This window comes from Stenotrophomonas lactitubi (genome assembly GCF_002803515.1).
Lineage (GTDB): Bacteria > Pseudomonadota > Gammaproteobacteria > Xanthomonadales > Xanthomonadaceae > Stenotrophomonas > Stenotrophomonas lactitubi.
On record NZ_PHQX01000001.1, the window covers coordinates 3,275,186 to 3,297,053 of the forward strand.

The 21,868-nt window shown below is 67.0% G+C and carries 25 protein-coding genes and 1 other RNA gene; 18 read left to right on the forward strand and 8 right to left on the reverse strand.

What is annotated here, in order from left to right:
• Positions 1-100 precede the first annotated feature (100 nt).
• The 4 genes from CR156_RS15335 to CR156_RS15350 form a co-directional block, all read right to left on the reverse strand.
• The gene (locus CR156_RS15335) at positions 101-2,263 is read right to left on the reverse strand and encodes a RelA/SpoT family protein (RefSeq protein WP_025874213.1); all 2,163 of its coding nucleotides are present in this window, start codon (positions 2,261-2,263) and stop codon (positions 101-103) included.
• A 106-nt stretch (positions 2,264-2,369) separates the two neighbouring features.
• Positions 2,370-2,669: a DNA-directed RNA polymerase subunit omega gene (gene rpoZ, locus CR156_RS15340; RefSeq protein ID WP_005410877.1), complete on the reverse strand. Its 300-nt coding sequence runs from the start codon at positions 2,667-2,669 to the stop codon at positions 2,370-2,372.
• 110 nt (positions 2,670-2,779) lie between these two features.
• Complete coding sequence (gmk, locus tag CR156_RS15345; RefSeq protein WP_089236668.1) at positions 2,780-3,442, reverse strand: guanylate kinase; 663 nt, start codon at positions 3,440-3,442, stop codon at positions 2,780-2,782.
• Positions 3,439-4,299, reverse strand: a complete 861-nt coding sequence (locus CR156_RS15350) for a YicC/YloC family endoribonuclease (protein WP_100553455.1) — start codon at positions 4,297-4,299, stop codon at positions 3,439-3,441. The genes gmk and CR156_RS15350 overlap by 4 nt, the downstream gene beginning before the upstream one ends.
• Before the next feature lie 122 nt (positions 4,300-4,421).
• Here CR156_RS15350 and rph point away from each other — a divergent pair, with 122 nt between their 5' ends.
• From rph to pepQ, 7 genes are all read left to right on the forward strand, one after another.
• Entirely contained in the window at positions 4,422-5,147 is a 726-nt protein-coding gene (rph, locus tag CR156_RS15355) for a ribonuclease PH (protein ID WP_025874210.1), read from the forward strand.
• Positions 5,144-5,530, forward strand: a complete 387-nt coding sequence (locus CR156_RS15360; RefSeq protein WP_100553456.1) for a VOC family protein — start codon at positions 5,144-5,146, stop codon at positions 5,528-5,530. The genes rph and CR156_RS15360 overlap by 4 nt, the downstream gene beginning before the upstream one ends.
• Positions 5,530-6,126, forward strand: coding sequence for an RdgB/HAM1 family non-canonical purine NTP pyrophosphatase (rdgB, locus tag CR156_RS15365; RefSeq protein WP_100553457.1), 597 nt, complete (start codon positions 5,530-5,532; stop codon positions 6,124-6,126). Before CR156_RS15360 ends, rdgB begins: the two co-directional genes overlap by 1 nt.
• 58 nt (positions 6,127-6,184) lie before the next feature.
• Positions 6,185-7,411, forward strand: coding sequence for a radical SAM family heme chaperone HemW (gene hemW, locus CR156_RS15370; RefSeq protein WP_223880292.1), 1,227 nt, complete (start codon positions 6,185-6,187; stop codon positions 7,409-7,411).
• Between the two features lie 120 nt (positions 7,412-7,531).
• Positions 7,532-9,808, forward strand: a complete 2,277-nt coding sequence (locus tag CR156_RS15375) for a DUF1631 family protein (protein ID WP_100553458.1) — start codon at positions 7,532-7,534, stop codon at positions 9,806-9,808.
• A complete protein-coding gene (locus tag CR156_RS15380; protein ID WP_100553459.1) occupies positions 9,805-10,179 on the forward strand; it encodes a PilZ domain-containing protein in 375 nt (124 codons plus the stop codon). The genes CR156_RS15375 and CR156_RS15380 overlap by 4 nt, the downstream gene beginning before the upstream one ends.
• 75 nt (positions 10,180-10,254) lie before the next feature.
• Positions 10,255-11,586 (forward strand): Xaa-Pro dipeptidase, encoded by a 1,332-nt coding sequence (pepQ, locus tag CR156_RS15385; protein WP_100553460.1) that lies wholly within the window; start codon positions 10,255-10,257, stop codon positions 11,584-11,586.
• A 483-nt stretch (positions 11,587-12,069) separates the two neighbouring features.
• Here pepQ and CR156_RS15390 read toward each other — a convergent pair whose 3' ends face one another.
• Both CR156_RS15390 and CR156_RS15395 read right to left on the reverse strand, forming a co-directional pair.
• Positions 12,070-13,398 (reverse strand): aminopeptidase P N-terminal domain-containing protein, encoded by a 1,329-nt coding sequence (locus CR156_RS15390; protein WP_165781001.1) that lies wholly within the window; start codon positions 13,396-13,398, stop codon positions 12,070-12,072.
• Positions 13,398-13,946, reverse strand: coding sequence for a YecA/YgfB family protein (locus CR156_RS15395; protein ID WP_089236676.1), 549 nt, complete (start codon positions 13,944-13,946; stop codon positions 13,398-13,400). Before CR156_RS15395 ends, CR156_RS15390 begins: the two co-directional genes overlap by 1 nt.
• A 153-nt stretch (positions 13,947-14,099) precedes the next feature.
• Between CR156_RS15395 and CR156_RS15400 the strand changes: the two genes are divergently transcribed.
• The 8 genes from CR156_RS15400 to CR156_RS15435 all read left to right on the forward strand — a co-directional run bounded on the left by CR156_RS15400 (position 14,100) and on the right by CR156_RS15435 (position 18,282).
• Complete coding sequence (locus CR156_RS15400; protein ID WP_025874200.1) at positions 14,100-14,321, forward strand: TIGR02449 family protein; 222 nt, start codon at positions 14,100-14,102, stop codon at positions 14,319-14,321.
• Positions 14,318-14,614, forward strand: coding sequence for a cell division protein ZapA (locus tag CR156_RS15405; protein WP_100553461.1), 297 nt, complete (start codon positions 14,318-14,320; stop codon positions 14,612-14,614). Before CR156_RS15400 ends, CR156_RS15405 begins: the two co-directional genes overlap by 4 nt.
• A 97-nt stretch (positions 14,615-14,711) precedes the next feature.
• Positions 14,712-14,897: non-coding RNA, 6S RNA (gene ssrS / locus CR156_RS15410), on the forward strand.
• An 83-nt stretch (positions 14,898-14,980) separates the two neighbouring features.
• Complete coding sequence (locus tag CR156_RS15415) at positions 14,981-15,574, forward strand: 5-formyltetrahydrofolate cyclo-ligase (RefSeq protein WP_100553462.1); 594 nt, start codon at positions 14,981-14,983, stop codon at positions 15,572-15,574.
• Positions 15,571-16,050 carry an EVE domain-containing protein gene (locus CR156_RS15420; protein ID WP_025874197.1) on the forward strand — a complete coding sequence of 160 codons (480 nt, stop codon included), beginning with the start codon at positions 15,571-15,573 and terminating at the stop codon, positions 16,048-16,050. The genes CR156_RS15415 and CR156_RS15420 overlap by 4 nt, the downstream gene beginning before the upstream one ends.
• A 24-nt stretch (positions 16,051-16,074) precedes the next feature.
• A complete protein-coding gene (gene rpiA, locus CR156_RS15425; protein WP_099820806.1) occupies positions 16,075-16,722 on the forward strand; it encodes a ribose-5-phosphate isomerase RpiA in 648 nt (215 codons plus the stop codon).
• A 20-nt stretch (positions 16,723-16,742) separates the two neighbouring features.
• On the forward strand, positions 16,743-17,189 hold the full coding sequence (locus tag CR156_RS15430; RefSeq protein ID WP_100553463.1) for a DUF192 domain-containing protein: 447 nt from the start codon (positions 16,743-16,745) through the stop codon (positions 17,187-17,189).
• A gap of 247 nt (positions 17,190-17,436) precedes the next feature.
• Complete coding sequence (locus CR156_RS15435) at positions 17,437-18,282, forward strand: SirB1 family protein (RefSeq protein WP_089236681.1); 846 nt, start codon at positions 17,437-17,439, stop codon at positions 18,280-18,282.
• Between the two features lie 71 nt (positions 18,283-18,353).
• On the opposite strand, the gene CR156_RS15440 is transcribed toward CR156_RS15435, so the two are convergent.
• Positions 18,354-18,578, reverse strand: coding sequence for a rubredoxin (locus tag CR156_RS15440; protein ID WP_025874193.1), 225 nt, complete (start codon positions 18,576-18,578; stop codon positions 18,354-18,356).
• A 34-nt stretch (positions 18,579-18,612) separates the two neighbouring features.
• Here CR156_RS15440 and thiE point away from each other — a divergent pair, with 34 nt between their 5' ends.
• Together thiE and hemL are read left to right on the forward strand one after the other, a co-directional pair.
• Positions 18,613-19,248, forward strand: coding sequence for a thiamine phosphate synthase (gene thiE / locus CR156_RS15445; protein ID WP_100553464.1), 636 nt, complete (start codon positions 18,613-18,615; stop codon positions 19,246-19,248).
• 15 nt (positions 19,249-19,263) lie between these two features.
• A complete protein-coding gene (hemL, locus tag CR156_RS15450) occupies positions 19,264-20,553 on the forward strand; it encodes a glutamate-1-semialdehyde 2,1-aminomutase (RefSeq protein ID WP_100553465.1) in 1,290 nt (429 codons plus the stop codon).
• Between the two features lie 134 nt (positions 20,554-20,687).
• Here hemL and azu read toward each other — a convergent pair whose 3' ends face one another.
• Positions 20,688-21,137, reverse strand: a complete 450-nt coding sequence (gene azu, locus CR156_RS15455) for an azurin (RefSeq protein ID WP_100554198.1) — start codon at positions 21,135-21,137, stop codon at positions 20,688-20,690.
• Between the two features lie 122 nt (positions 21,138-21,259).
• Here azu and CR156_RS15460 point away from each other — a divergent pair, with 122 nt between their 5' ends.
• Complete coding sequence (locus CR156_RS15460; protein ID WP_100553466.1) at positions 21,260-21,862, forward strand: HAD-IA family hydrolase; 603 nt, start codon at positions 21,260-21,262, stop codon at positions 21,860-21,862.
• Positions 21,863-21,868 lie beyond the last annotated feature (6 nt).

Sequence of the window (21,868 nt, forward strand, 5' to 3'; positions counted from 1 at the left end):
CTCGGGAAACGGCTCTGACCCCGTGCATGTAATCGGATCACGCGATGGGGTCAGAGCCCTCTCCGTTGGAGAGGGATCCGACCCCGGATTCGAAGCAGGGTTATTGCCGGCGAACCGCCTGCACGACCGAGAGGCGGCGCAGGCGACGCATCACTTCGGCCAGGTGGTTGCGGTCGCGTACCTGGATGTTGAACGCCAGCACCGCGGCGTTGAAATCGCGGTCCAGGTAATCCACGCGCTCGATGTTGGAATGGCTCTGCGCGATCGCCGCAGCCAGCTGTGCGAGCACGCCGGTACCGTTCTCCACTTCCACCACCAGCGAGGTGTCGTAGTCGCCGGATACGGTGGTATCCCAGCCGATCAGCACCCAGCGCTCGGGCGACTTGCGCAGCTCGGCCAGGTTCGGGCAATCCATGCGATGCACCACGATGCCCTTGCCGGCGGTGTGGTAGCCCATGATGTCGTCGCCCGGAATCGGCTGGCAGCAGCCGGCGAAGGTGACCACGCCGCGCTCGCTGCCGTTGATCAGGATCTTTTCCTGCGAGCTGTGGCGCGAATGCGCGCCGCCGCGCAGTTCGGCGTAGGCCATCAGCGCCTGTGCGGCCTGGGTCGGCATCCAGTTGCCCAGCGCGACTTCTGCCAGCAGGGCCTCCAGGCGCGGGAAACGATGTTCGGCCAGGAAAGCATCCAGACGGCCCTTTGGCAGGCGCTCCAGCGAGCTGTCCATCGCCTCCAGCGCGCGGTCGAGCATGCGGTGGCCCAACTGCACGGCATCTTCGTGCTCCAGCTGCTTGAGCTGGTGGCGGATGGCGGTGCGTGCCTTGCTGGTGACCACGAACTCCAGCCACTGCGGCTTGGGCGTGGCCGAGCGCGCGGTGATGATCTCCACCGACTGCCCTGACACCAGCTTGGTACGCAGCGGCACCAGTTTCTTGTCCACGCGCGAGGCCACGGCCATGTTGCCGACATCGGTATGCACGGCATAGGCGAAGTCGAGCGCGGTGGAATTGCGCGGCAGGGCCAGGATCTTGCCCTTCGGCGTGAACAGGTAGACCTCGTCCGGGAACAGGTCGACCTTGACGTTGTCGAGGAACTCCAGCGAGGAACCGGCGGCACGCTGCGAATCAATCAGTTCGACGATCCAGGCGTGCGCACGGCTCTGCGCGCTGTTGGGCGAGTCACCGCCGAACTTGTAGGTCCAGTGCGCCGCCACGCCGCGCTCGGCGATCAGATCCATCTCTTCGGTGCGGATCTGCACTTCGATCGGCGAACCATACGGGCCGAACAGCACGGTATGCAGCGACTGGTAACCGTTGGCCTTGGGGATCGCGATGAAATCGCGGAAGCGCCCGTCCAGCGGTTTGAACGCGGCATGCACTGCGCCCAGCGAGTGGTAGCACTGCGGCACGCCGCGCACGACCAGGCGGAAGCCGAACACGTCCATCACCTGGTCGAAGGATTTGTTCTCGTCGCGCATCTTGTTGTAGATGCTCCACGGGGTCTTGATGCGGCTGACCAGGCGGTGCTCGATGCCCTCCTTGGCCAGGCGCTGCGACAGCTGCACTTCCACCTGCGCCAGGGCCTCGCGGCGCACCACCGGCTGGCTGCGGATGTGCTTTTCCAGGATCGCATGGCGCCACGGGTACAGCGCCTTGAAGCCGAGGTTCTGCAGTTCGCTCTTGACCAGGCTCATGCCCAGCCGCTGCGCGATCGGGGCATAGATCTCCAGCGTCTCGCGGGCGATGCGGCCCCGCGCTTCGCGGCTCTGCGCGCCCAGCGTGCGCATGTTGTGCAGGCGGTCGGCCAGCTTGATCATGATCACGCGCAGGTCGCGCGACATCGCCAGCAGCATCTTGCGGAAGCTCTCGGCGGCCGCTTCCTGGCGGTCGCGGAACTTCAGCTTGTCCAGCTTGGTGACGCCGTCCACCAGCTCGGCCACGGCTTCACCGAACTCGGCCGACAGCGCCTCGCGGGTCAGCGGGGTGTCTTCGATGGTGTCGTGCAGGATCGCGGCGATCAGCGCTTCCACGTCCAGGCCGAGCTCGGCCAGCACCTGGGCCACGGCCACCGGATGGGTGATGTAGGGCTCGCCCGACTTGCGCGTCTGCCCAGCGTGCGCGGAGGCGCCGACTTCCCACGCACGGCGCAGCAGCGGCAGCTGCTCGGGCGGCAGGTAGTGGGCGGCGCGTTCGAGCTGGAGGACGTAATCGGGTACGGCGGCAGCGGGGACTGCGGCGACCTTGGCAGTGGGGCCTGGGTTCATGGCCAAAGCCTATGCCAGCGCGACGTTTACGGCAAACCCTGAATGCGAAACAGCCCGCACGGGGCGGGCTGTTCGGCGTATCCAGCGATGACGTTGATCGATGCGATCAATCGTCGTTCTTGGACATGTCTTCGTCGGCGACCACTTCAGCGGCGGCCCACTCCAGCGCTTCGCGCTCGGCGCGCTCACGCTCGGCCTTCTCGACTTCGTCGATCAGCGCGTTGTCGATCTTGCGGGCAGCGATCTCGCGCAGCGCCAGCACGGTCGGCTTGTCCTCGGTCTCGCTGTTGTCCAGCGTGGCCTGCACGCCATTGGCGAGCTGACGGGCGCGCTTGGAGGCCATCATCACCAGCTCGAAACGGTTGTTAACGACTTCCAGGCAATCTTCTACGGTAATGCGGGCCATACGGGCTCCCGGCGACCGGTCGGCCGCTCAGTCGAATGAGGGAAAGGGGACGGAGTGTACTGGCAGGGGCTGGACAAAATCAAGCCAACCCCCACCGGACCCTTTAGGAATCAATCAGTTGAACTCGCATCCGGAGTCAACAGGGCCTGGATCAGGCCGGCGTGCCGGACCTTCTGGGCCTCCCGGCGCAGGCGGCTGGCGGTGAAGATCGCGCACAGCTCGTCCACGGCGGTGTCGAACACTTCATTGACGATGACGTAGTCGAACTCATTGAAGTGCAGCATTTCATCGCGGGCCGCGCCCAGGCGCTGGGCGATGACCGCCTCGCTGTCCTGGCCGCGCTTGCGCATGCGGTCCTGCAGGGCCTGCTTGGACGGCGGCAGGATGAACACCGTCACCGTGCCCGGCACCAGCTGGCGCACCTGCTGCGCGCCCTGCCAGTCGATCTCCAGCAGCACGTCCTGGCCGGCGTTCAGCTGCGGCTCCACCGACTGCCGGGCGGTGCCCTTCCAGTCGCCATGCACCCAGGCGTGTTCGAAGAAGTCGCCGGCGGCGATCATCTCCTCGAACTTCTCCGCGCTGACGAAGTGGTAGTGCTGGCCGTTCACTTCACCCGGGCGCATGGCCCGCGAGGTGAAGGAGATCGACAGCGCGATCTGCGGGTCGCGCGCCAGGGTGGCGTTGACGATGCTGCTCTTGCCGGCGCCGGAGGGCGCGGCAACGATGTACAGCGTGCCGCGTGCGATCGCGGCCGGGGGCGTGGAAATGCTCATTCGATGTTCTGCACCTGCTCGCGGATCTGGTCGATCAGCACCTTCAGCTCGACGGCGGCATTGGACGTGCGGCTGTCCACCGACTTCGAACCGAGCGTGTTGGCCTCGCGGTTGAACTCCTGCAGCAGGAAGTCCAGGCGGCGGCCAACCGGCTCGCGCTGCTTGAGCACACGGCGGATCTCGACGATGTGGCTGGACAGGCGATCCAGCTCCTCGTCCACGTCCAGCTTCTGCAGCCACATCACCAGTTCCTGCTCGGCGCGGCCCGGATCGACCGGATGCGGCAGGTCGGCCAGGCGGGCGGCGAGCTTGGCGCGCTGGCCGTCGCGGATGGCTGGAATCAGCGTACGGACCTCGGCGGCGATGCGCTCGATGGCATCCACGCGCTCGGCAATCGCGGTGGCCAGCGTATTGCCTTCACGCTCGCGGGCGGCGATGAAGCTGTCCAGCACCTGGTCCAGCAGCGCCAATGCTTCAACCTGCAGGGCTGCGGCGTCGGTGGCCTCGCCCTGGGTGACGCCGGGCAACTGCAGCAGGTCGGTGAAGCTGACCTGCAGGTTGGGGAAATCGGAGGTCAGCCGGTGTGCCAGCTGGCCCAGCTGGCCCAGCAGCACCTCGTTGATCTGCAGGCTGACAGCCGATTCCGGCGCGCGCAGGCGCATCACCAGATCCAGCTTGCCACGGCTCAGGCGCGCGGAAATGCGCTCGCGCAGCTGCGGTTCCAATGCGCGCAGTTCCTCGGGCAGGCGGGTGCCCACTTCCAGGAACCGGTGGTTGACCGAGCGCAGCTCGCAGCCCAGCGTGCCCCACGTGGTGGAACGCTCGCCGCCGGCATAGGCCGTCATGCTTCGAATCATGGATGTATCCGGTGCTTGCAAAGGGGGAATGGTACCCTAGCGGTCTCTTTTGAGCCCCTTTCCCCGCCCCGTGAAGGCCGCGGGGATGGCGGCGTACTCCCTTTCCCAACGGAACCTGCCCCATGTCCGATTTCCGCCCCAGTGGCCGTCAGCCCGATCAGCTGCGCCCGGTCGTCATCCAGCGCGGTTTCACCCGCCACGCCGAAGGTTCGGTGCTGGTCTGCTTCGGTGAAACCCGCGTGCTGTGCACGGCCAGCATCGAGAACCGGGTGCCGGGCTTCCTGCGTGGCAAGGGCGAAGGCTGGGTGACCGCCGAGTACGGCATGCTGCCGCGCGCCACCCACACCCGCAGCGACCGCGAAGCCGCACGCGGCAAGCAGGGCGGCCGCACGCTGGAGATCCAGCGCCTGATCGGCCGCAGCCTGCGTGCCTGCGTGGACCGCAACGCACTGGGCGAACGCACCATCACCCTCGACTGCGACGTGCTGCAGGCCGACGGCGGTACCCGCACTGCTGCCATCACCGGAGCCTACGTGGCCCTGGTCGATGCGGTGAACGTGCTGATGAAGCGCGGCGACATCAAGCGCAACCCGATCCTCGGCGCGGTGGCGGCGGTATCGGTCGGCGTCTACCGCGGCACCCCGGTGCTGGACCTGGATTACGCCGAAGACAGCGACTGCGACACCGACATGAACGTGGTGATGAACGATGGCGGCGGTTTCATCGAACTGCAGGGCACCGCTGAAGGCCATGCCTTCCGCCGTGACGAGCTGGATGCGCTGCTGGGCCTGGCCGAAAAGGGCGTGACCGAGCTGCTGGCCGCGCAGCAGGCAGCGCTGTCGGCATGAACCGGCGCATTGCCCTGACCACCCTGGTAGTGGCCGACTACGACGAAGCCATTGCCTGGTACACCGGCACGCTCGGCTTCCAGCTGCTGGACGACATCGACCAGGGCAGCAAGCGCTGGGTGGTGGTCGGCCCGACCGACGGCAGCGCCGCCGCCCTGCTGCTGGCCCGCGCCAGCAACGACGAACAGCGCAGCCGCATCGGCAACCAGACCGGCGGCCGCGTCGGCTTCTTCCTCAACACCGATGACTTCCGCCGCGACCACGCGGCGATGCTGGCCGCCGGTGTCGAATTCCTGGAAGAGCCGCGCGAAGAACCCTACGCCACCGTCGCGGTGTTCCGCGACCTGTACGGCAACACCTGGGACCTGTTGGAGCCCCGCTGATGAAGAAGCTTGTCCTGGCCAGCCACAACGCTGGCAAGCTGGTGGAAATGCAGGAAATCCTCGCCGACCTGCCGCTGCAGATCACTTCGGCCGCCGAACTGGGCCTGCGCGATGTGGAAGAGACCGGCCTGACCTTCGTCGAGAACGCGCTGCTGAAGGCGCGCGCCGCCTGCGAAGCGACCGGCCTACCGGCGCTGGCCGATGATTCGGGGCTGATCGTCGATGCCCTCGGCGGTGCGCCGGGTCTGTACAGCGCGCGCTATGCGGGCCATCCGACCAATGCAGCGGCCAACAACGCCAAGCTGCTGGAAGCAATGGCCGACATCGCCGATGGCCAGCGCAGCGCCCGCTTCTATGCGGTGATCGTGCTGCTGCGGCACGCCACCGACCCGCAGCCGCTGATCTGCGAAGGCCGCTGGGAAGGACAGATCATCCGCGAGCTGCGCGGTACGAATGGATTCGGCTACAACCCGGTGTTCCTCGATACCGCCCACGGCCTGACCGCTGCGGAAATGGAACCGGCGTTGAAGAATGCCATCAGCCATCGCGCCATCGCCCTGCAGCAGCTCAAGCAGCAGCTCGCGGCCTGGCTCTGATACCCCACCAGAACAACACAGGGAAGCCGGCCCGCGGCCGGCACTACCGATGACTGCCATGCCGCACGACCACGACCACGATCACTGCAACCACCTGCCCGGCGAGTCCTGCGACCACGACACCCCGCCACGTCTGGTGCCGCCGCCGCTGGCGCTGTACGTGCATCTGCCGTGGTGCGTGCGCAAGTGCCCGTACTGCGATTTCAACTCGCACCAGGCCAAGGGCGAACTGCCCTTCGATGCCTACATCGATGCGCTGGTGCGCGACCTCGACCAGGACCTGCCGCTGGTCTGGGGCCGGGTGGTCAGCAGCGTGTTCTTCGGTGGCGGCACGCCCAGCCTGTTCCCGCCGGAAGCCATCGACCGCTTCCTGCAGCAGGCCAGCGCGCGTCTGCGCTTCGCGCCCAATGCCGAGATCACCCTGGAAACCAACCCGGGCACCGCCGAGCACGGCCGCTTCGACCGCTACCGTGCGGCCGGGGTCAACCGTCTCAGCTTCGGCATCCAGAGTTTCGATGATGCGATGCTCAAGCGCCTGGGCCGCATCCACGACAGTGGCGAGGCCGAGCGCGCGGTGAAGATGGCGCAGGACGCGGGCTACGACAATTTCAACATCGACCTGATGTACGCCCTGCCGGAGCAGACCCTGGCCGGTGCCGAGGCCGACCTGGAACGCGCGTTCGCGTTGCAGCCGACCCACATCTCGCACTATCAGCTGACCCTGGAACCGAACACCGTGTTCTTCGCGCGGCCACCGCAGGGCATCCCCGATGAAGACAATGCCTGGGACATGCAGGAACACTGCCAGGCGCTGCTGGCGCAGGCCGGTTTCGGCCAGTACGAGGTGAGTGCCTACGCCCGCCCCGGCCGGCAGAGCGCGCACAACCTGAACTACTGGCGTTTCGGTGACTACCTCGGCATTGGCGCCGGCGCACACGGCAAGATCAGTTCCGGCGCCGAGGAGCACGTTCTGCGGCGCTGGAAGCACAAGCACCCGCAGACGTTCATGGATACCGCAGGCACGGCCGCATCGTTCGGTGGCGACGAGGTGATCGCCGCCGATCGCCTGCCGTTCGAGTACATGCTCAACCTGCTGCGCCTGCATGAAGGTTTCAGCCTGCGCGACTTCGAATCGCGGACCGGCCTGGCCCGCAGCGTGCTGGACGTACCACTGGGCGAAGCGGTGCAGCGCGGTTGGCTGCTGGTGGCGGACGGGTACGTGCAACCGACCGAGCTCGGCCGGCGCTTCACCAACGATGTGGTCAGCCTGTTCCTGGAAGATTGATCTGCCTGCGGCGCGGCCATGGAAGGCCGCGCTGAATGAATCTGCGGCTAAAGTAGCGCCGTCACCGGCCGACACGGTAGATTCCAAGTTCGATACGCGGGAATCCGGACCCCCTCGCCGATGTCTGCTGTCTTCTCTCTTTCCAGTGCCGACACTGCCCGCCTGGCCGCGGCCGACCTGCCGCCGCGTGTACGCGAGCTGCTGGGCGCGTTGATCGGCCTGTGCCACCAGGCCCTGACGGCACCGCTGATCCTCACCGTGGAAGCGCTGGAGCAGACCCTGCTGCATGACGCCGACCATGCCCGCAACCCGCAACAGCAGGCTGACCTGCTGGGCCAGCGCGGGCAGCTGCATGCGTTCGCCGGTCACTTCAGCGACCGCATGCTCGATGCACTGGCTGATGCGCTTGCGCGGCTGCGTGAACCGGCCGCCGCGGTCGTGGCCGCCGTCACCCCACCGCCGTTGCCCGGCATGCTGGGGTTGACCCTGGTAGCCGAGCATGAGGTCGACCGCGACCTGCTGCTGACCGAAATGGTGCGCCGGGAAACGCTGCGTTCGGCCAACGCCTTGAACCTGCTCGGCCAGCGTCTGGGTGTTGTTGCCGGCGCGCCGGCCTTTGAAGCTGATACCCTGCCCCTGGCACCGCAGGCCCTGTGCGCAATGGTGCGCAAGCTGGCCGAACAGGATGCCCTCAGCGCCGACGTCCAGATGGCGCTGTACCGCAGTTTCGAGCGGCAGGTACTGGAACGGCTGGGCAATGTGCTGGACCGTGCCAATGCGTTGCTGGCGCAGCACGGCATCCTGCCAGGCCTGGTCTACACCCCGTACCTGGCGCGTTCTTCCAGCACCCGCCGGATCATCACCCAGTCGGTCGGCAGCGGCCGCAGCGGACGCCCGTCACCGCGCGTGCCCACGCCGATGACCGGCTGGGGTGGCTCGGCACCGGCCGGCTCATGGTCGACATTGATGCAGGACGCCTTCGCCGATGCGGCTGCGCCCGGCGCCTCGGCCGGGCTGACGGTACCGGCCAACAGCGTGCTGCATGAAATGCTGCAACGGGCACGGCCGACCCCGCAACCAGCGGCCGATCCCGCTGCCCTGCCCAGCGCAGCGGTTGATGCCGTGCTGGCGCGCCTGCAGGGCCAGGCCAGCGCCGCCAGCGCCATGACCGATCTGCAGGCCGCCGTGGTCGCCCAGCTGCGCAGCGAACATGGCGCGCACGCCAGCCTTGGCAGCCACGATCGTGACAATCTTGATCTGCTGCGCCTGCTGCTGCAGCAGGTACAGCAGCAGCAACGTCCGGACCCGGTGCCGGCCGCGCTGCTCGCGCGCCTGCAGGTACCACTGGCGCGCGCAGCGATGGCCGATCCCGGGTTCTTCGTTCGCGACGAACACCCGGCACGCGAACTGCTGAACCATGTCGCTGAAGCCGGCGCCAGCTGGCTCGGCGATGACGATGTCGATCCGCAGCTGCTGCAACGGCTGGCGCAGAGCGTGCAGGGCCTGCTCGGCCAGGATGCGCGGACGCCCGAGGCCTTTGCCACCGCCAACGAAGAAATACAGCAGCACCAGCGTGCCGCCGCGCACCGCGCCGAACTGGCCGAACGCCGTCACGTGGAAGCCGCACGCGGCAAGGAACGGCTGGAACTGGCGCGACGCCAGGCCAATGCGCAGATCGACCAGTGCTGCGACACGCAGGAGCCGCCACGCTTCGTGCAGACACTGCTGCGCCAGGCCTGGGCGGACGCGTTGACGCTGACCCGCCTGCGCCACGGTGATGATTCGCCGCAATGGCAGGAGCGCCTGCAGCAGACCGAACGCATCGCTGCGATCACTGCCGAGGCCGCCAGCGAAAGCAGCGTGACCGATGCTCCGCTGGCCGCCGAGGTTGAATCGGCCCTGCTGCAGGTCGGCTACCACGCAGAGGAAGCCGCAGCCGTCGCGCGCCGCCTGTCCACACCCGGTGGCGAAGATGAAAGCACCTCACGCACCGAACTCAGCGCGCGCCTGAAGGCGCATGCGCGTCTGGGCGAACACGCAGGCGCACAGCCCTTGGCAAGCGATTCCGCACCGCGCAGCGAGGCCGAGGAGGCCTGCTACCAGCAGTTGTGCGCGCTGCCCTTCGGCAGCTGGTTCGATATCGATGACGGCGAAGGCACTCTGCGTCGCCAGCGCCTGTCCTGGTACAGCCTGCTGACCGGCCATGTGCTGTTCGTCAACGCGCGTGGGCAGAAGATCGGCGAAACCACCCTGGATACGCTGGCCCGGCAGATGAGCGCCGGACGCGCGCAACTGGTCACCGAAGACAAGGGCCGTCTGGTCGACCGCGCCTGGCAGGCCAGCCTGAGCGCGCTGCGCACGCTCGCCGGACGTCGCCCACAGGAGCCCAACGCATGAGTACGCAACCGCCCCTTGATACCCGTCGCGCGCCGCGACGGCAGGTCTCCGACCTGGTACCGGTGACCGACCAGATGCGCGACAGCGTGGTCGGCCGGCTGGGCAACGTGTCCGAGACCGGCATGCTGATGCTGGCCAGCGCCGCGCTGCGCGACGATGCGCTGTATCAGTTGCGCTTCCCGTTGCCGTTGGCCGATGGTCGCAGCGAGGTGATCGATGTCGGCGTACACCTGCTGTGGAGCGAACCGGCGCATGCACCCGGCCAGAGCTGGGCAGGCTTCCGCTTCCTGACCCTGTCACGCGAGCATCGGCAGCAACTACGCCTGTGGATCGGCGAAGACAGCGACGAGGCACCGGTTTCGACGGGCTGAGTGCCGGTTCCGGCACAGCGGAGTGCGTCGGTATCCGGCAGAATCTAGGGCCGTTTTCCGTGTCGAGCCACCGCAATGATCCAGCAAGACCCCGGCGCCCTGTATCCCGACCACCTGGCCGTGCTGTGCCGACGCGCCGAGCAGGCGCTGGCACGCGGCGGCTTCGACCACCTGGTGGTGCCCAGCGGCACCCTGCACTACCAGGTCTTCGACGACCGTGACTACCCGTACGCGGTCAACCCGCAGTTCAAGGCCTGGCTGCCGCTGACCCGGGTGCCCAACAGCTGGATCGTGTTCACCCCGGGCAAGCGCCCGGCGGTGATCTTCCACCAGCCGTTCGACTACTGGCATGTAGTGCCGGATGCACCGAGCGGCTGGTGGGTCGAGCACTTCGACATCCACATCATCCGCACGCCCGAGGAAGCGCTGGCACTGCTGCCGTCCGACCCGGCGCGCTGCGCGATCCTGGGTGAACCGCAGAGCGCGCTGGGCGCGTATGTGCCGAACAACCCGGCGCCGGTGGTGAACTACCTGGAATGGCATCGCGGCAGCAAGACGCCGTATGAAATCGCACTGATGCGCCAGGCGCAGGTGCTCGGCGTGCGCGGCCATCGCGCAGCCGAAGCGGCGTTCCGCAATGGCGCCGACGAGTTCAGCATCCACATGGCGTACTGCCAGGCCGTGGGCCAGGACGCCACTGAACTGCCGTACGGCAACATCGTGGCCCTGAACGAACATGCGGCAGTGCTGCATTACACCGAACTGGGCCGCAAGGCACCGCAGCCGCTGCGCAGCTTCCTGATCGACGCCGGCGCCAGCGCGCATGGTTATGCCAGCGACATCACCCGCACCTACGCCGCCGCCGGCCATGACGAGTTCGCGGCAATGATCGAAGCCGTCGATGCCGCGCAGCAGACGATGTGCGCAGCGGTGCGCCCGGGCTTCGACTACAAGCAGCTGCATGTTGATGCGCATCTGTCGTTGATGGGCGTGCTGAAGGACTTCGGCGTGATCAAGGTGTCGCCGCAGACCGCGCTGGAAACCGGCGTCAGCGCCGCGTTCTTCCCGCATGGCATCGGTCATCTGATCGGCCTGCAGGTGCATGACGTGGCCGGTTTCGCGGCCAGCGATGAAGGCGGCCGTATCGAGCGCCCGGCGGGTCATCCGTACCTGCGCCTGACCCGCGTACTGGAACCGGGCATGGTGGTAACGATCGAGCCGGGTTTGTACTTCATCGACATGCTGTTGAACGAAGTGAAGGCTGCCGGCCATGGCGATGCGATCAACTGGGATCGTGTGGACTTCTTCCGCCCGTACGGCGGCATCCGCATCGAAGACGAAGTGCTGTGCACTGATGCCGAGGCGGACAATCTGACGCGGCCGGTGTTTGCGGCGGCGAACGGCTGAGCCCCTCGTGGTTGGTCGCGAAACGCATCGAGACTACTGAGGCTTGGCCGGGCGGGTGAGCTGCGCAGGGGACGCCGTAAATACGTCCCTGTAGGCTCGGGCGCGCCATCCATGGCGCTTACGCCCCTGCGCAGCCCACCCGCCCGGCCACGGACAGTTTCCGTGTGCGGCCAGCCACGGAAGAAAGAAAGAAAAGCAAAAGCGGGTCGCTTGCTACGCTCGCTCTGTGTCGACCAAGGTCGACACCTACCAACAGCCGCCCGTCCCAACAACCGCCGTTACCAACAGCCGCAGGAATCTGTCAGAGGTGGGGCGGTGTGGGTGGGCAGGACCGTTGGCGCCATGGATGGCGCCATCGAGCCCCCATGGATGGGTTTACGGCGTGTCCTGACTACCCACACCGCCCCGCCATCCCACGCAATGCCGCTCTGGCTTTGGCTGTTGCCTCTGCAGGTGCAGGGCTGCAAGCCCTGCCGAAAATCCTTACCCCGCCATCAACGCTTCGATCTCGTCGGCGCTGCGCTCCAGGCCTTCGGTCAACACCCGATGCCCGTCGTCGGTGATCAGCACGTCATCTTCGGTACGGATGCCGATGCCGCGCCAGCGCGGCTCCACCGTCGTGTCGTCCACGCCGATGTACAGCCCCGGCTCGATGGTGAATGCCATGCCCGGCTCCAGCAGGCGCGAATCGCCGGCCAGGCGGTAATCGCCTACGTCGTGCACATCCAGCCCGATCCAGTGCCCGGTCTTGTGCCGGTAGAAACGCTGGTACAACCCTTCGGCAAGATTCTTTTCCAGCGTGCCCTTCAACAGGCCCAGTTGCAGCAACCCCTCGGTGAGGGTCTGCACCGCCGCCAGATGGCCCATTTCGTACGCTACTCCCGGTTTGGCCTGGGCCAGTGCCGCCGCCTGCGCCGCCCCCACCAGATCATGCAGCGCGCGCTGCTCGGCGCTGAAACGACCGTTGACCGGGAACGTGCGGGTGATGTCGCTGGCATAGCCGCGGAACTCGGCACCGGCGTCGATCAACACCAGTTCGCCGTCGCGCGAACGCGCGTTGTTGTCGCGGTAATGCAGGATGCAGGCGTTGCGGCCGGCACCGACGATGCTGCAGTACGCAGGCACCGCGTCGTTGGCGCGGAACACCCGCTCCAGTTCGGCCTGCAGTTCGTACTCGTGGATGCCGGCCTTCGCGGCCTGCATGGCGGCACGATGTGCCAGCACGCTGATGTCGGCCGCGCGCTGCATCAACGCCACCTCGGCACCGGACTTGAACAATCGCTGCTCGTGCAGCAGATGGCCCAGTTCCAGGAACTCATGCGGCGGCTGCGCACCGTGACGCACCTGCGATCGTACGCGGTTCACCCAGCCGATCAGCTTCAGGTCGAAATCCGCATCGCGGCCGAAGTGGTAGTACACCCGCGACCGCCCTTCCAGCAGGCCCGGCAGGATGTCGTCCAGATCGGTGATCGGGTAGGCATCGTCCATCGCGTACTGCGCCACAGCGCCTTCCTGGCCGGCGCGACCGCCATCCCAGGCTTCGCGCTCGGGATCGCGCTCGCGGCAGAACAGGATGGCTTCGCCGTGGCGGCGACCGGGAATCAGCACCAGTACCGCTTCCGGCTCCGGGAAGCCGGTCAGGTACTGGAAATCCGAATCCTGCCGGTACGGATAATGGGTATCGAGGCTGCGCACCTTCTCCGATGCCGCCGGCAGCACCAGGATCGCGTCTTCGCCCGCCATGTCCATCAGTTGCCGGCGGCGACGCTTGTATTCGCCGGCAGCGATGCCGGTGCGCTGCTTGATATCCATCAGTTCAGGCGCTGCCGATGGCGCGCGGCCAGCACCACGTCACCGTGCAGCAGCAGCACCGCCACCCGGATGAACTCTTCGATTTCCGACAGGGCTTCGTCGTCATCATCACCGCCTGCTTCGAAGTCCTCGCTCGAGGCACGGGCCAGGCTGGCCAGGTCGTTCAGCGCCTCCTCGCCTTCTTCGGACAAGGTCGGGCGGTGGCCGCCACTGCCCAGGCCGAAGCCGCCCAGGAAAGAACGGGTCCAGCTGAACATGGCATCCGCCTGCGCGGCCACGTCACTGCTGTCGGTCAACAGCAGCTCGAAGGCGAAGTCACGGTCTTCCAGCTGCTTGATGGTGGCCTCCAGCAACTGCGCCAGCGCACTGTCGGCAGCCACCTGCGGCAGATTGTCGTCGGCCAGCACGCGCGCCGGCCAGTCATTGCCGGGGGCACCGCCAGCGGCCAGCCAGCCGCACAGCCCGCCATGCAGCTCGGCAGCAGTGGCGCCCAGGCCCAGTTCCTGGCTGGCGCGGGTAACGTCGTCGACGGAGGGAAGTTCGGTCATCGTGCGGCTCGTTCGGAAGGGAAACTGCGGAGCGCGCACGCGCGCGCCCGTGAGCCGGGTAGTGTAGCAATCTGTCCGCCTGCTCTCCGTAGCCGCCGGGGCCTGCTGCGACAGTGCTTGACCGCCCTGACCCGGCTTGCCTATCGTGCGGGCATGGAACCCGCCGATCCCCTTGCCCAGCTGCAGGCCTTCGCCGCCCGTGTGGAGGCGTTGCTCGACCGCAACCAGCGGCTGGCCGAGGAGAACCGCAGCCTGCGCCACCAGCAGGAACAGCTGGTGGCCGAGCGCTCAACGCTGCTGGCCAAGAACGAGCAGGCGCGTTCGCGGGTGGAAGCGATGATCACCCGGCTCAAATCCCTGGAGCAGCACACATGAGTGCCGAACCGGTCAGCGTCCGCATCCTCGACCGTGAATACACGGTTGGCGTCGGTGGCGATGAACGCGACAGCCTGATGGCGGCCGCCCGCCTGCTGGATGCGCGCATGCGCGAGATCCGTGGCAGCAACCGGATGGCCGCCGTCGACCGCATCGCGGTGCTGGCAGCGCTCAACCTGGCGCACGAACTGCAGCAGCTGCGCGATGAGAACGCCCGCCAGGCGGTGGCCCTGCAGCAGACCCTGGCCGACCTGAACCGGCGTCTGGACCGGGCAATCGACAGCAGCACGTGAAAAAGGCGCGGAATGCGCCTTCTCTTTTCTGAATTGGCACGCACTGTTGCCGACGAACGGCCTATCCAGATCCTGCGTGCTGGCTATAATGGCCACGCGTTCTCTGCGGTACTCGACGGCATGTGCAAACATTCGCCTTGTCCCTTAAGAACGACACCGGGAGCGCGACAGCGCCGGGAGTGCAGGTCCGCCTTGCAGCGGGAAGCCCGATGGTTCTCCAACGTTCCCACTTGAGCCCGCGGGTTCAAGGTCGTTTCGCATGCATCGACATTGCGGAGAATGCAATATTCCAGCAAGGGCGGCGTCTTCGGGCGTCGCCCTTGTTCTTTCCGGCACAATGACGGCTGATCCTTGCCGCACGCTGCCATGACCGACCCGCGACAGGCCTTGCGCCACGACCTGCGGCAACGCCGCCGCGACCTCTCCGCCCCCGCCCGTATCGCCGCTGCCGAATCGCTGGCCGATGCGCTGCTGACACTGCCGTTCGCCCCGCACGAAGGCGCCGTGGCCGGCTACTGGGCGCTGGATGGCGAGATCGCCCTGCACCGCTGGCAGCTGCAGCTGCCCGGCACGCTGCGTTACTGCCTGCCGGTACTGCACGGCGAGGTGTTGCGCTTCGCGCCTTGGCGCCCCGGCCAACCGCTGACCAGCAACCGTTATGGCATCCCCGAACCGGACATCGCCATCGAAGACACGCTGGAACCCGCGCAGATGGCCCTGGTGGTGACGCCGCTGGTGGGCTTCGACGCACAGTGCCGGCGGCTGGGAATGGGAGGCGGCTGGTATGATCGCAGCTTCGCCTTCCGCCGTGATCGGCCGGCGCCACCCTGGCTGGTCGGCGCGGCATTCTCGGTGCAGCAGGTCGAGTCCTTGCCGGTAGCGTCCTGGGACGTGCCGGTGGATGCGATCTGCACTGAAGCCGGCACCCTGCTCCCTTCCGCTGCCCCCGTGAACGCATGACCGCCCGCAAGCGCTACTGGCTGATGAAGTCCGAACCGGACGCCTTTTCCATCGATGACCTGGCCAAGGTCAAGGTTGAACCCTGGAACGGCGTGCGCAACTACCAGGCGCGCAATTTCATGCGCGACGGCATGCAGGTCGGCGACGGCATCCTGTTCTACCACTCCAATACCAAGGTGCCCGGCATCGTCGGCCTGGCCACGGTGGCCAGCGCGGCCTATCCGGATGACACCCAGTTCGATCCGAAATCCGACTACCACGACCCCAAGAGCACGCGCGAGAACCCGCGCTGGATGCTGGTGGACGTGGCCTTCGACCGCAAGCTGAAGCAGGTGATCGCGCTGGACGAGATCAAGCTGCACGCCGAGGAACTCGGCGAAGGCTTCCCGCTGGTTGCCAAGGGCAACCGCCTGTCGGTGTTCCCGGTGACCGCCGCGCAGTGGAAGCTGCTGCTGTCGCTGGAAAAGAAATCCTGATTCCCTGCCTGAGAGCTCCCCGCAATGTCTGAAGCCAAGCGCCTGGCCGCCGAAAAGGCCATCGAGTACGTCGAAGACGGCATGATTGTCGGTGTCGGTACCGGTTCCACCGTCGCCTATTTCATCGATGCGCTGGCCCGCATCCAGCATCGCATCAAGGGTGCGGTGTCCAGTTCCGAGCAGAGCACCGCGCGCCTGAAGCAGCATGGCATCGAGGTGATCGAGCTGAACCACACCGGCACCCTGTCGCTGTACGTGGATGGCGCCGACGAGTGCGATGCCAACAAGTGCCTGATCAAGGGCGGTGGCGCTGCGCTGACCCGCGAGAAGATCATCGCCGAGGCCAGCGAGCGCTTCGTCTGCATTGTCGACCCGAGCAAGCAGGTACCGGTGCTCGGCAGGTTCCCGCTGCCGGTGGAAGTGATCCCGATGGCACGCAGCCTGGTCGCCCGCCAGATCCGCGACATGACCGGCGGCCAGCCGACCTGGCGCGAAGGCGTGGTGACCGACAACGGCAACCAGATCCTGGACATCCACAACCTGCAGATCACCGACCCGGAAAAGCTGGAGCGCGAGCTCAACCAGTTGCCGGGCGTGGTCTGTGTCGGCCTGTTCGCGCGCCGCCGTGCCGATGTGGTGATCGTCGGCGGTGAGCCGCCGATCGTGCTCTGATCCTTTCGAAGGACCCTACGATGTCGTTGCTGCGCTCCCTGTTGATGCTTCCGCTGCTGGCCCTGACCGGCTGCGCCACCGATGCCGCCCGCCACTGGGTGGAACTGGGCGGCGCACGCTATGACGTTGAACTGGCCACCAACGATGAAACCCGTGCGCGTGGGCTGATGTTCCGCGACCACATGGCCGAGGACCACGGCATGCTGTTCGTGCATGACCGCGAGGAAATGCAGGCGTACTGGATGAAGAACACCAAGATCGCGCTGGACATCCTGTACTTCGACAGCGAGCGGCGGCTGGTGAGCCAGCAGCGCGACGTGCCGCCGTGCTCGGCCGGCGACATGTGCCCGCCCTACCCCAGCGGTGGCCCGGCACGCTTCGTGCTGGAGCTCAATGCCGGCCAGGCGGAGAAGCTCAAGCTGAAGGATGGTACCGAGCTGACCTTCGGCCCGGGCATCGAGAAATAAAGGTTCGGCCGGGCTGCGCCCGGCACCCGCGGTAGTGCCGGCCGCTGGCCGGCAACCTCAACCGCAAAGCGTGCATTCCGTGGGATGGCGGGCTGGGTCCGCCTTCGACAGCTTCCCGCTGCTGTTGGTAGGTGTCGACCTTGGTCGACACGGTAGATCCACGCCATGCGTGGATGGGAAATCGGTGGGATGAGAAATTCACGCCGCACTGCTTGAAACCGCCCACGATTGCCGCCAGTCTGTGGACATGCAGGACCGGATCACACTCCCCGACTGGGATGCACTGGCCGCCTTCGACGACGAGGCGCTGCCACTGCTGCCGACCGCGCTGCTGATCGCGCGCGATGAATATCCCGATCTGCAGCCGTCGACCTACGATGCGCTGGTGCAGAGCCACGTCGAGCACCTGCGCGCCGAGGTGGACAGCATCGAGCACAGCCCGCTGAAGATGGCCGCCATCAACCGGCATCTGTTCGATGAGCTGGGTTACAGCGGCGACCACCAGGAGTACTACGACCCGCGCAACAGCTACCTCAACCAGGTCTTCGAGCGCCGTCTGGGCAATCCGATCTCGCTGGCGCTGGTGCAGATGGAAGTGGCGCGACGGCTGGGCATTCCGCTGGACGGGGTGTCATTTCCCGGTCATTTCCTGGTGCGCCTGCCGGTCGACGATGGCGTGCTGGTGATGGACCCGTTCAATGGTGGCCGCCCGCTGGACGTGGACGAACTGCGCGAACGCGCCAAGTCGCACCTGGGCGGGCAGATGCCTGACGACCAGGTGCTGGCGCAGATCCTCGATCCTGCACCGAGCCGCGCGATCCTGATCCGCATGCTGCGCAACCTGCATGGGGTCTATGCCGAGGCCAGCGAGTGGGATCGTGCCGCGCGCAGTGCCGACCGCCTGCTCAAGCTCGCCCCCGAACAGGACGATGCCCTGCGTGATCGCGGCCTGGCCTATCTGCAGCTGGACTACCTGGCCGGGGCTCGCACCGACCTGGGCCTGTACCTGAAGCGCAACCCCGAGGCCAGCGACGCGCAATGGCTGCGCGAGAAGCTGATTGATCTCGGCGGGCCGGCACCACGGCTGCATTGAGGTTGTGGGGTGTGTGGACCAACGGTCCGCACCCACCGGTAGCGCCGGGCCATGCCCGGCGGCGATTGCGTTCAGTCGATCTCGACCATCTCGAAATCGTCCTTGGTCACGCCGCAATCCGGGCATGTCCAGGTCTCGGGGATGTCTTCCCAGCGCGTTCCCGGAGCGATGCCCTCTTCCGGCAGCCCATCCGCTTCGCGGTACAGGAATCCGCAGACCACGCACATCCAGGTACGCAGGGTGGTGGGGGTGGCTTCGCTCATCGGATAATCAGGGCTGGATTCACGGGCCGCCATTGTCCCATCGCGGTCCACTCACCGGTAGCCATCGATGACCTCTGCTTCCCCGACGCCCCGCGGCGTCTACCTGATCACCCCGGATGAACCCGATACCGCCCGCCTGCTGGCGCGCACCGCGCCGCTGCTGGCTGCCGGCGCCACCTGGCTGCAGTACCGCAACAAGACCGCCAGCGATGCCCTGCGGCGGGAACAGGCCACGGCCCTGCAGGCCTTGTGCGCAGCCCATGGCGTGCCGCTGATCGTCAACGACGACCCGGCGCTTGCCCAGGCCATCGGCGCGGCCGGCGTGCACCTGGGCGGCACCGACGGTGACATCGGCGCCGCGCGCAGCCTGCTCGGCCCCGACGCCATCATCGGCGCGTCCTGCTACGACCAGCTGGCCAATGCCGAGCGTGCCGTGGCCGCCGGCGCCAGCTACGTGGCCTTCGGCGCGTTCTTCCCCACCACCACCAAGGTCACCAGCAGCCGCGCCCATGTTGACCTGCTGCGGCAAAGCGCCGCACTGGGCGTGCCGCGGGTGGCGATTGGCGGCCTGAGCCCGGACAATGTCGGTCCCATCATCGATGCCGGCGCCGATCTGCTGGCCGTGGTCAGCGGCATCTACGCCGCGCAGGACCCGGTCGCGACCCAGCGCGCCTACCTCGCCCGTTTCGATACGCCGCAGTAATCCCCAGGAAACCCCATGAACCACGACCAGTCCCACGCCCTGTTCTCCCGCGCCCAGGAACTGCTGCCCGGCGGCGTCAACTCACCGGTGCGCGCGTTCAAGTCGGTCGGCGGCGAACCCTTCTTCGTCGAGCGCGCCGACGGCGCTTACCTGTACGACGTCGACGGCAACCGCTACATCGACTACGTGGGTTCGTGGGGCCCGATGATCGTCGGCCACAACCACACCGCCGTGCGCCAGGCAGTGAAGAAGGCGATCGACAACGGCCTGTCCTTCGGTGCGCCGTGCGCAGCGGAAGTGACCATGGCCGAGACCATCACCCGTCTGGTGCCGTCGTGCGAGATGGTGCGCATGGTGAACTCCGGTACCGAGGCTACCCTGTCGGCGATCCGCCTGGCGCGCGGGGCCACCGGCCGCAACTGCATCGTCAAGTTCGAAGGCTGCTACCACGGCCACGGCGACTCGTTCCTGGTGAAGGCCGGCAGCGGCATGCTGACCCTGGGCGTGCCGACCTCGCCCGGCGTGCCGGCCGGCCTGAGCGAACTGACCCTGACCCTGCCCTACAACGACTTCGAGGCGGCCACCGCCCTGTTCGAGGCACGCGGCAGCGAGATCGCCGGCCTGATCATCGAACCGGTGGTGGGCAACGCCAACTGCATTCCGCCGCGCGCAGGCTACCTGCAGCACCTGCGTGCGCTGTGCACGCAGTACGGCGCCCTGCTGATCTTCGACGAAGTGATGACCGGTTTCCGCGTTGCCCTTGGCGGTGCGCAGGCGTACTACGGCATCACCCCGGACCTGACCACCTTCGGCAAGATCATCGGCGGCGGCATGCCGGTGGGCGCCTACGGCGGCCGTCGCGAACTGATGCAGCAGATCGCCCCGGCCGGCCCGATCTACCAGGCCGGTACGCTCAGCGGCAATCCGGTGGCGATGGCCGCCGGCCTGGCCATGCTGGAGCTGATCCAGCAGCCGGGTTTCCACGACGATCTGAGCGCGCGCGCCGCACGCCTGTGTGCGGGCCTGGAAGCGGCCGCCGCCGATGCGGGCGTAGCGGTGACCACCACCCAGGTGGGCGCGATGTTCGGGCTGTTCTTCACCAGCGAAAAGGTGGAGACCTATGCCCAGGCCACGGCCTGCGACATCCCGGCATTCAACCGCTTCTTCCACGCGATGCTGGACCAGGGCGTGTTCCTGGCACCGTCGGCGTACGAGGCCGGCTTCCTGTCCAACGCTCATGATGATGCGGTGATCGAGGCCACGCTGGCAGCGGCGCGCGTGGCGTTCAAGGCGGCCAAGGGCTGAGCCCCGCCGTGGTGGGTGCCGACCTTGGTCGGCACTTCCATCCACGCGTGGCGTGGATCTACTGGGCACCGTGCTTCATCCACGCATGGCGTGGATCTACTACCAGAGCCACGCCATGCGTGGCTGCTGCGCACTCAACCGAAGACGAACTTGCCCTTCATCATCGCGAAGTGGCCGGGGAACGAGCAGAAGAAGGTGTAATCACCGCCCTTCTGCAGGCCCTTCGTGGAAAAACGCACGCGGGTGGTCTCGCCACCACCGATCACCTTGGTGTGGGCCAGAACACGCTTGTCGGCCTTCGGCAGGTAGCTGTCGGCCAGGGTCATGCGCATGCCCGCCATCGCCACCGGCTGGTAGTCAGCGGTGCGGGTCAGCACCCAGTTATGGCCCATCGCGGTGGCGGCCAGCTTGCCGGTGTGGCGCAGGGTCAGGTCCACTTCGCTGCAATCGGCGGCCACCTTGATCTCGCGGCTGCTGAAACTCATCTGGTCGGTGCTGTCGATGCTCACCGCACATACGCGCGCCATCGCCGACGGCGCCAGCATCAACGCGCCCAGCCCCACCGCTACCATCCAAGCCTTCATCATCGCGTCTCCTGCAGGTTCGATGGCCATTCTAGGCAGCGGCCTGCGCGCCCGGCTGCGACCGTGTGTCGCAGTCGGGGTCCAGGGTTTGCGTGGGGATACGGCAATGGCATGCTCGACGGATGCGGATCGACCTTCTCCTGCTCGATGTCGATGGTGTGCTGGTGCAGTACCAGCGCGCGCAGCGCGTGCTGCACCTGGCGCAGGCGCTGGACGTGCCGACCGCGCACGTGCAGGCCGCGCTGTACGACAGCGGACTGGAAGCGGCACACGACAGCGGTACGCTGGATGGCGCGCGCTATCTGGCCCGGCTTGGCGAACTGCTCGGCACAACGGTAACGCTGCCAACCTGGATCGCCGCACGCTACGCGGCCAGCCACCCGCAACTGCCGGTACTGCAACGGCTGCAGGCACTGCAGGTGCCTATCGCGGTGCTGACCAACAACGGTGCGTTGATGACGCAGGCGCTGCCGACGCTGCTGCCGCAGCTGTTTCCTGCATTGCAGGATCGCGTGTTCTGCAGCGCGGATTTCGGCCTGCGCAAACCTGCGCCGGAGGTGTTCCTGCGCACGCTCGCAGCCCTCGGCGTGGCACCGGCGCACGCGCTGTTCGTCGATGACCTGTTCGCCAACGTGCGCGGTGCGCGCGCGGCGGGCCTGCACGCGGAAACCGTGCGGGACGGACGCGGACTGGGCAAGGTACTGAAGCGCTACGCGGTGCGGTAGCGCCGG

Excerpts from the sequence above, each read along its gene's own strand:
- rph (WP_025874210.1), top strand. The coding sequence starts at position 4,422 with ATGTCCGATTTCCGCCCCAGTGGCCGTCAGCCCGATCAGCTGCGCCCG.
- CR156_RS15460 (WP_100553466.1), top strand. The coding sequence starts at position 21,260 with ATGCGGATCGACCTTCTCCTGCTCGATGTCGATGGTGTGCTGGTGCAG.
- CR156_RS15405 (WP_100553461.1), top strand. The coding sequence starts at position 14,318 with ATGAGTGCCGAACCGGTCAGCGTCCGCATCCTCGACCGTGAATACACG.
- pepQ (WP_100553460.1), top strand. The coding sequence starts at position 10,255 with ATGATCCAGCAAGACCCCGGCGCCCTGTATCCCGACCACCTGGCCGTG.
- CR156_RS15400 (WP_025874200.1), top strand. The coding sequence starts at position 14,100 with ATGGAACCCGCCGATCCCCTTGCCCAGCTGCAGGCCTTCGCCGCCCGT.
- CR156_RS15375 (WP_100553458.1), top strand. The coding sequence starts at position 7,532 with ATGTCTGCTGTCTTCTCTCTTTCCAGTGCCGACACTGCCCGCCTGGCC.
- CR156_RS15430 (WP_100553463.1), top strand. The coding sequence starts at position 16,743 with ATGTCGTTGCTGCGCTCCCTGTTGATGCTTCCGCTGCTGGCCCTGACC.
- rdgB (WP_100553457.1), top strand. The coding sequence starts at position 5,530 with ATGAAGAAGCTTGTCCTGGCCAGCCACAACGCTGGCAAGCTGGTGGAA.
- CR156_RS15350 (WP_100553455.1), bottom strand. The coding sequence starts at position 4,299 with ATGATTCGAAGCATGACGGCCTATGCCGGCGGCGAGCGTTCCACCACG.
- gmk (WP_089236668.1), bottom strand. The coding sequence starts at position 3,442 with ATGAGCATTTCCACGCCCCCGGCCGCGATCGCACGCGGCACGCTGTAC.
- CR156_RS15440 (WP_025874193.1), bottom strand. The coding sequence starts at position 18,578 with ATGGCGGCCCGTGAATCCAGCCCTGATTATCCGATGAGCGAAGCCACC.
- CR156_RS15420 (WP_025874197.1), top strand. The coding sequence starts at position 15,571 with ATGACCGCCCGCAAGCGCTACTGGCTGATGAAGTCCGAACCGGACGCC.
- azu (WP_100554198.1), bottom strand. The coding sequence starts at position 21,137 with ATGAAGGCTTGGATGGTAGCGGTGGGGCTGGGCGCGTTGATGCTGGCG.
- thiE (WP_100553464.1), top strand. The coding sequence starts at position 18,613 with ATGACCTCTGCTTCCCCGACGCCCCGCGGCGTCTACCTGATCACCCCG.
- hemL (WP_100553465.1), top strand. The coding sequence starts at position 19,264 with ATGAACCACGACCAGTCCCACGCCCTGTTCTCCCGCGCCCAGGAACTG.
- CR156_RS15435 (WP_089236681.1), top strand. The coding sequence starts at position 17,437 with ATGCAGGACCGGATCACACTCCCCGACTGGGATGCACTGGCCGCCTTC.
- rpiA (WP_099820806.1), top strand. The coding sequence starts at position 16,075 with ATGTCTGAAGCCAAGCGCCTGGCCGCCGAAAAGGCCATCGAGTACGTC.
- CR156_RS15415 (WP_100553462.1), top strand. The coding sequence starts at position 14,981 with ATGACCGACCCGCGACAGGCCTTGCGCCACGACCTGCGGCAACGCCGC.
- rpoZ (WP_005410877.1), bottom strand. The coding sequence starts at position 2,669 with ATGGCCCGCATTACCGTAGAAGATTGCCTGGAAGTCGTTAACAACCGT.
- CR156_RS15335 (WP_025874213.1), bottom strand. The coding sequence starts at position 2,263 with ATGAACCCAGGCCCCACTGCCAAGGTCGCCGCAGTCCCCGCTGCCGCC.
- CR156_RS15380 (WP_100553459.1), top strand. The coding sequence starts at position 9,805 with ATGAGTACGCAACCGCCCCTTGATACCCGTCGCGCGCCGCGACGGCAG.
- CR156_RS15390 (WP_165781001.1), bottom strand. The coding sequence starts at position 13,398 with ATGGATATCAAGCAGCGCACCGGCATCGCTGCCGGCGAATACAAGCGT.
- hemW (WP_223880292.1), top strand. The coding sequence starts at position 6,185 with ATGCCGCACGACCACGACCACGATCACTGCAACCACCTGCCCGGCGAG.
- CR156_RS15395 (WP_089236676.1), bottom strand. The coding sequence starts at position 13,946 with ATGACCGAACTTCCCTCCGTCGACGACGTTACCCGCGCCAGCCAGGAA.
- CR156_RS15360 (WP_100553456.1), top strand. The coding sequence starts at position 5,144 with ATGAACCGGCGCATTGCCCTGACCACCCTGGTAGTGGCCGACTACGAC.